Below are 6,702 nucleotides of genomic sequence, written 5' to 3' on the forward strand. Positions count from 1 at the left end.
GTGGTGGGGGGCGTGGGCGGGGTGGTAGCCTCGCGGTGATGACCTTGATGATGAACCGAGTCGCCCGCCTGCTGTGGACCGTTGCCGGGCTGGTGCTCGTTGCCGGCGTCGCCTCCTGGGTCCACCGGCATGCCTCGCTCGGCGCCGGGGCCTCGATGAAGTTGGGGGGGCTGTACCTCCAGGCCGCCGCGACGCCGCTGCTGCTCGGATGCGTGGGGCTCGCGCTGGTGCTGGGCGTGTCCTCCCGGGTGGTGGGTGCGCTGCCCGTCCGCACGGCGGCGCCCGCCACGCCGAAGCTTCCCGAGCTGTCCCCGCTCGCGGTGGACACCGAGCACCGGGCCCGGGCCGTGCGGGAGATGCTCCTGGTGCTGGGGCGGCACCTGCGCGGCATGTCCGCGCGGAACGAGCCGGACATCATCGCCTTCATGGACCAGCTGATGGATGGCGCCATCCGCTCCGGCGCCAGCGACGTGCACATCCATCCGCTGGAGGTGGGCACCCGCATCGCGTTCCGCGTGCACGGTGTGCTGGAGCAGGTGCTCGTCTTCCCGCGCGAGCACCACCTCCGGCTCACCAACCGCGTGAAGGTTCTCTCGCGGCTCCCCCTGTACCAGCTCGACAAGCCCCTGGACGGACACTTCTCGCTCGCCACGAAGGACGGGCCGGCGGACATCCGCGTCTCCATCCTCCCCACCAACCACGGCGAGTCCGTGGCGCTGCGCATCGCGCGCACCGGCGTGCAGTTGCCGCAGCTGTCGGCGCTCGGCTTTCCCCCGGCGTTGCTGGACCAGTACCAGCGGCTGCTCGGGCTGCCGCAGGGCCTCATCCTCGTGGCGGGCGCCACCGGCAGCGGCAAGACGACATCGCTGTATGCCTCGCTGGGCTACATCCAGCAGTCGCGCGGTGAGCTCACGCGCATCGCCACCATCGAGGACCCCATCGAGTTCGACGTGCCCCTGTTCGCCCAGACGCAGGTCAACGCCGAGCAGGGCTTCACCTTCGCCCACGGCCTGCGAGCGGTGCTGCGGCAGGACCCCAACGTCATCATGGTGGGCGAGATTCGCGACCCGGAGACCGCGCGCACGGCCATCCAGGCGGGCATGAGCGGCCACCTCCTGCTCAGCACCATTCACGCCAACTCGGCCTCGGGCGTGTTCAACCGCCTCATCGAGATGGGCGTGGAGCCTTTCCTCCTCGCCTCCGCGACGGCCGCCACGCTGTCGCAGCGCCTGGCGCGCGGGCTGTGCCCGCACTGCCGCACCGAGCAGCCCCTCACCCCCGAGGATGCGGTACGGCTGGACGCGGCGGGCCTGGAGCGCGGCGTCTTCTACGGGCCGGTGGGCTGCGAGCGCTGTGAGAACACCGGCTACCTGGGGCGCACCGCCATCTACGAGATGCTGGCCGTCACCCCCGCCATCCGCGAGGCGGTGAACGCCAAGGTCCCCAGTGACCGCATCCAGGAGATTGCCCGCCGCGAGGGCATGGTGCCGCTGCTGGCCGCGGGCGTGGAGCGCGCGCGTGCCGGGGCGACGACGTTGAGGGAAGTGTTCCGAGTGGTGGGCAGCTGACCCCACGGTGGGAGTAACGACACATGAACAACGAGCCAACTCCCTCCGGTGGGAAACCCGTCTACGACGGCGCTGAAGGCGACACCTGGAACAAGTCCCTCATGCGGCGCACCGAGGAGCTGAGCCATGTCCAGGCGCAGGCCGGGGCCGTCCAGACGCGGGCACCGGCTCCTTCCGAGCCGCGGGGGGGCCCCGGCCCAGGCACGCCGCTTCCCCGAGCCGGGGCGGCGCAGCGCGGCGCCCAGGTGGCGAGGGCGCTGCCCCAACGGCCTCCGCCCGCCCCCGTCAGGCCCCTGGCCTCGGCGCTGCGGCTGGGCTCCGCCGCCTTCGCCCTGATGGCGGCCGCGCTGCTCGTGTTTCCCGAGTTCCAGCAGCGCCTGTCGCGGGACTCCGGCGACGTGACACCGGAGTCAGCGCCGCAGGAGCAGACGCTCGCGCCGCGCTTCGACGCGGCCGCGCCGGTACGCGTGGGCGAGGTGCGAGAGCAGCATGCTCCCATCCAGGGAGCGAGCCTGCTCATGGCCGAGTCCGAGCCCTCCGGAGTCACGGTGAGCGTGGACGGGGTGAAGCAGGGCACCACGCCCTTGTCGGTGACGCTGATCTGCACGCCGGGGGCCTCCATGCACGTGAAGTTCGTCCGCAAGGGCTACGACACCGTCGAGCACGTCACCGTGTGCCGGGCCGACACCATGACGGAGCTGTCCACGCGCCTGCGCAAGGCCCGGAGCGGCGCGAAGCCCTGAGTCTCCGGCTCCATGCGCGCCACTCACGGGTGATGGCGGGCAGGGCGCTCAGCAGCTGGTGCAGCCTTCGAGCGTCAGCTGGACGTCGTCCACCCAGAGCGCATTGGTGCCGGTGCCGTGCGCCAGGCGGATGTAGACCCCGCTGGAGCTGCCGAAGGGAATGAGCGCCGACTGCGTCGCGCAGGCCTGGGTCGTCAGGTGAGAGGCCGCCGTCGAGAAGAATCCAGACGCAGGGCAGACCTCGGAGGCGTCATTGGACTGACGGTACGACAGGGTCACGTTGGCGGGTGAGAACTGATAGTAGGAGTAGCTGACGCGGACGCCAGTGCAGGTGGAGCTGCCCTTGTTCACCCACAGGGTGGGGTTCTGAGTGCTCGAGTTCGTGCGCAGCGTCCGCCCGAGCTGGCACAACGGTGTGTTGGTGGCCAGGGGAAGATAGGTGTCGCACCAGCCAACCCGGTACGCGCCCGTGGTGACTTCATTCGCGATGCCGTCATCGAAGTTCTCCACGTACAGCGGGCACGACAAGCCAGACTCCGCCGTACCGAGCGCGGGCTCGTCGTCACGGGTCTCTTCCGCGACGCCGCCACAGCCCAGCAGGGCGCCCAGGCACATGGCACCGCAACCCCATGAAATCAAAGACATCCCGTTCATGACGCCTCCGGCCCTGAAGGCCTGCCATCCCTGACGGAATGCGCTGGCCTGACATGGGCTTGCATCCCTTGCCCTCAGAACACGGCGCCATGGGTGTCAATTCTTGACGGGAAATCCCAGACAGGCGGAGCAAGCGCGGAAAGCCGCCCGGCAGGCAGGCGTATGGACCCGCGGCGATGGGGGAGCGTCACCCTGGCTTCGTGAGCCACGCCGCGAAGCGCTGGTCGAGCAGCTTCGCCGCCGTGTCGACGGCGTCCCAGGTGTCGTCGTCGAGCTTCGGCTCGTCGTGTCCGAAGGGGCCCTTGCGCTTGCCGAACACCTCATTGAGGTCCGCGGTCATCCAGAAGCCGCACATGTTGTGGAACCACCGCCACGCCAGGGTGCGCAGCCCCGGCGCATCGCGGAGGTGGTCGTCCCAGAGCCCGCGTGAGAGCGCCCGCGCCACGAGCTCCGAGCCCTTCGCCTTGCGCGCCTGGACGGCCGCGAACAGGTCGCGGTGCGCCTCGAACCGCGAGCTGTCGAGCAGGCCCCGGGTCGCGGCATAACCGACGAAGAGGCCCGTCGTGACGTCCGGATACCGCTCAAGCGCACCCGCGCTCTCCACGGCGAGCGTCACGGAGAGGTCCCCATCGAAGGCAAGCTCGAGCCGCAGGTGCCCCGCGGTGTCGAGCGGATGGGTCCAGTACGCCACGGTGAGCTCATCCTCGTTCGTGAACGCGGCCCGGCGCCCGGTGGGGGGGCCGAGCACCTGCGTCAGCTCCGCCTCGGAGGCCACCTTCCACGGCACGCCCAGCACGGGCTCGCCAATCTTCGACCTCACCCACGCGTACGAGACGTAGGGGATGAACGTCTTGCCTGTCTTCGGGACCGGTGGCCAGGCCTCGTTCAGGATGTCGTGCGAGAAGACGAGCTCGACGCCGTGCTTCGTGGCCGCCACGTTCACCGCGTCGTTGTTCTCGGTGGTCGAGGGCGGCACCTTCTTGCCGAGCACCTCCGTTACATAGGCGATGACCTCGGGGTCGTCCGCGCGTCGTCCCAGGATGGAGGCCAGCCGCTGCGTCTTCGGCCCGAGCTTCTGCATCACCCCGGCCGATGAGGGCCCGGGCACCGCCACCGCGGGCGCCTCGGCGATGCGGCCGCCGTCGAGCCAGGCCGCGAAGTCGAAGTCCTTCGCCTTCGGCACCTTGACCTTCTTCGCCTTGAGCCACGCCGCCAGCGCTTTGCGTCCGGAGGCGCCGTCCTCGTCGTCGAGCTCGTGGATGTCGGTTTCGCCCCGGGACCACAGGTGCAGGAACTCCTCCAGGCTGTTCGCGACAGTGCGTATCTCGCCCTCCGAGCCGAGAAGGCCCACCGCGGGCGGCGCCTTGGCTCCGGCATTCACGAGCACGAGCAGCGAGCCATCTGGCAAACCCAGGAAGGCGAAGGCCTCACGGCGGAGACGCTCCGAGTGCTCCGGGCTCCACTCCGTGGGAATGGCCTCGGCCGTCAGCGCATCGAATCCGCCCAGGCTGCCGTGGGGCTGCTGGCCCACCCAGGCACCGACGTCCGCGAGCAGGGGCGGAATCGCATGGCCCTTCGGGGCCGCGGAGAGCTTCACCGTATAGTTCGCCATGCAGGTCAGCTTCAGCCATCTCTCCGAGGCTCGAAAGCGCTGAATGCGAGGGCACGATGGAGCGCCTCTACCGCGGCTACACCTTGAGACGCGCGCTGCACGGGGAACTCCCGGTGCTCCCGGAGGTCGAGCGCCTCGCGGCACAGCAGTTCCGCCAGTCGCCGCACCCGGATGCGGCCGAACTCCCCGTGCAGTCGCTCGAGCAACTCCATGAGCACCAGCAGCGCGGTGGCGTGTGGGTGGCCGTGACGCGGGAAGGGACGGTCGCGGCCTTCGCCATCTGCAAGCCGGTGGATGGGGACCTCTTCATCGTGGAGGCGGACGTTCACCCGACCCATTCGCGGCGGGGGTTGGGGGCGGCCCTCTTCGACTTCTTGGGAGAGTGGGCCCGGGCCGAAGGCTACCCGGCACTGCTGCTCACCACGTTTCGGGACGTCGCCTGGAATGCGCCCTATTACGAGCGCCTGGGGTTCCGAGTCCTCCGGGAGGAGCAACAGGGCCCGGGACTACGAGGCATCCGCGCCCAGGAGACGGAGTTCGGCCTTCCACCCGAGAGCCGCGTCTGCATGAGGCGCATCCTTGATGCCGGGACTCCGCGGTGACCCTGAGCGCTTGGGGCTTCGCGGATGTCATGGGAGCGGCTCATCCAGACGGGCGTGGGCTCAGTGGGACGACTGCCGTTCACTCGTGAGCCCGCCGTGAGGAGCTCCGGCGGGGCTACACGTAGGCGGGCGGCCTCGCGGCGCGCCACACACTGAAGAGGATGCCGGCGATGACGCCCAGGGGAATGGCGATGATGAGGAAGACGCCATTGCCGATGCCGCCCGATTCGCGCGCGAAGAAGCAGGCCCACAGGCACCACGCCGTGGCGGCGCCATATGCGAGCCACGAGAGCAGCAGGTAGTGCCGAGCGACGGTGGAGACCGGAGGGGTTGCCTTGAAGGCGAGGATGGCCGCGACAACCGGGCCGACGAGCAGGAGATAGAAGCCGAGCTGGGCCAGCAGCTGAAGACTCAAGGCAGCCCTCGGTGAGGCGATTGCCTCGACCCTAGCACCCGGCCGTGGCGCGGAGCCCATCCCACGGAAACAACGGGGTAGGCCACCATCCAGCGGGCGCGAGACGCGCGACGAAGACCTCCTTGGGCTTCGCGGGTTGACGGCCCGTCGCAGCCCGCTGGTGCTGGAAGAAGAAGGAAGAACGCGTCGATCGCGGGAGTTGACTCAAGACCCGGCGGTGATAGAAGCCGCGCCCCTTCCAACGGGAACCCCCTCGCGGGCAGTCGCAGCGCGGGGTGACTGGAGGAGGGGAGGAAGAAAGAGTCGACCGAAACGGTTGACCCACAACGCGGCGACGAAGTAGAAGCCGCGCCCCTTCCAACGGGAACCTTCTCGCGGCCGTCAGCGCGAGTGGCCCCCAGAAGAAGGGGGAAGAAAGAGTCGACCGAAGCGGTTGACCCACAACGCGGCGACGAAGTAGAAGCCGCGCCCCTCTCGAACGGCTGACTGGCTGGAAGCAACTCAGGCAGGCGACTTCGAGAGAGCTGGAAGAAAGAGTCAGCGGAAGCGGTTGACTCAAGACGCGGTGGTGGTAGAAGCCGCGCCCCTCGCAACGAAGCCCGCGCACTGGCGCGGAAGGCACTTCGGTGGCGAGCAGCATCAATCGAAATTCGGAATACGGCAGTCAACGAGGCGGTTGACACACGACGCGGCAACGAAGTAGAAGCCGCGCCCCCGACAAGAAAGCCCGGGAAGAAGTTCAGCGGGCGACACGGTTGGGGAGGTCAACGAAGCAGCGGTTGACACGGGATGCGGCGAAGCGGTAGAAGCCGCGCCCCCTCGAAAGAAAACAGCGGAAGCCACTGGGCGGCGCTGAGGACTTCGAGGACGCCACGAGAAAGCGAAACCGAGAAGTTGCAAACGGACGCTGACTCGAATAGAAGCTGACACATCGCTGGTTGCAAAACGGCGAGCAGCACGGTAGCAGAAGGTCGCGAGCAGCACAAGCGACTCGGTCTTTGAAAACCAAATAGCAAGCCCAAGTAGAAGACAGATTGCGGAAACCGCAGTCAATTCTTTGAAGGTGCCAGCCAGGTCGCGCTGCGAAGCGCAGCCGGCAGCACCTAAC

Annotated in this window: 7 protein-coding genes; 3 read left to right on the plus strand and 4 right to left on the minus strand. The window is 68.7% G+C overall.

Going from position 1 to position 6,702, the window contains the following annotated elements:
* Positions 1-38 precede the first annotated feature (38 nt).
* The gene (locus tag HG543_RS50075; RefSeq protein ID WP_169352073.1) at positions 39-1,568 is read left to right on the plus strand and encodes a GspE/PulE family protein; all 1,530 of its coding nucleotides are present in this window, start codon (positions 39-41) and stop codon (positions 1,566-1,568) included.
* Between the two features lie 23 nt (positions 1,569-1,591).
* Complete coding sequence (locus tag HG543_RS50080) at positions 1,592-2,311, plus strand: PEGA domain-containing protein (protein WP_169352068.1); 720 nt, start codon at positions 1,592-1,594, stop codon at positions 2,309-2,311.
* A 48-nt stretch (positions 2,312-2,359) separates the two neighbouring features.
* On the opposite strand, the gene HG543_RS50085 is transcribed toward HG543_RS50080, so the two are convergent.
* Both HG543_RS50085 and HG543_RS50090 read right to left on the minus strand, forming a co-directional pair.
* Positions 2,360-2,965 carry a hypothetical protein gene (locus HG543_RS50085; RefSeq protein WP_169352069.1) on the minus strand — a complete coding sequence of 202 codons (606 nt, stop codon included), beginning with the start codon at positions 2,963-2,965 and terminating at the stop codon, positions 2,360-2,362.
* 187 nt (positions 2,966-3,152) lie between these two features.
* Entirely contained in the window at positions 3,153-4,577 is a 1,425-nt protein-coding gene (locus tag HG543_RS50090) for a hypothetical protein (protein ID WP_169352070.1), read from the minus strand.
* 56 nt (positions 4,578-4,633) lie between these two features.
* Between HG543_RS50090 and HG543_RS50095 the strand changes: the two genes are divergently transcribed.
* Positions 4,634-5,179 carry a GNAT family N-acetyltransferase gene (locus HG543_RS50095; RefSeq protein ID WP_169352071.1) on the plus strand — a complete coding sequence of 182 codons (546 nt, stop codon included), beginning with the start codon at positions 4,634-4,636 and terminating at the stop codon, positions 5,177-5,179.
* A 115-nt stretch (positions 5,180-5,294) separates the two neighbouring features.
* Here HG543_RS50095 and HG543_RS50100 read toward each other — a convergent pair whose 3' ends face one another.
* Positions 5,295-5,594 (minus strand): hypothetical protein, encoded by a 300-nt coding sequence (locus HG543_RS50100; protein WP_169352072.1) that lies wholly within the window; start codon positions 5,592-5,594, stop codon positions 5,295-5,297.
* A 639-nt stretch (positions 5,595-6,233) separates the two neighbouring features.
* Positions 6,234-6,702: hypothetical protein (locus HG543_RS54810; RefSeq protein WP_211194726.1), on the minus strand; the 469-nt coding region annotated here is incomplete at its 5' end.

Origin of the sequence: Pyxidicoccus fallax, from assembly GCF_012933655.1 — a bacterium.
In the GTDB taxonomy this organism is placed as follows: Bacteria; Myxococcota; Myxococcia; order Myxococcales; family Myxococcaceae; genus Myxococcus; species Myxococcus fallax.

Coding starts and splice junctions, on each gene's coding strand:
- HG543_RS50075 (WP_169352073.1), top strand. CDS start 39: ATGACCTTGATGATGAACCGAGTCGCCCGCCTGCTGTGGACCGTTGCC.
- HG543_RS50080 (WP_169352068.1), top strand. CDS start 1,592: ATGAACAACGAGCCAACTCCCTCCGGTGGGAAACCCGTCTACGACGGC.
- HG543_RS50085 (WP_169352069.1), bottom strand. CDS start 2,965: ATGAACGGGATGTCTTTGATTTCATGGGGTTGCGGTGCCATGTGCCTG.
- HG543_RS50090 (WP_169352070.1), bottom strand. CDS start 4,577: ATGGCGAACTATACGGTGAAGCTCTCCGCGGCCCCGAAGGGCCATGCG.
- HG543_RS50095 (WP_169352071.1), top strand. CDS start 4,634: ATGGAGCGCCTCTACCGCGGCTACACCTTGAGACGCGCGCTGCACGGG.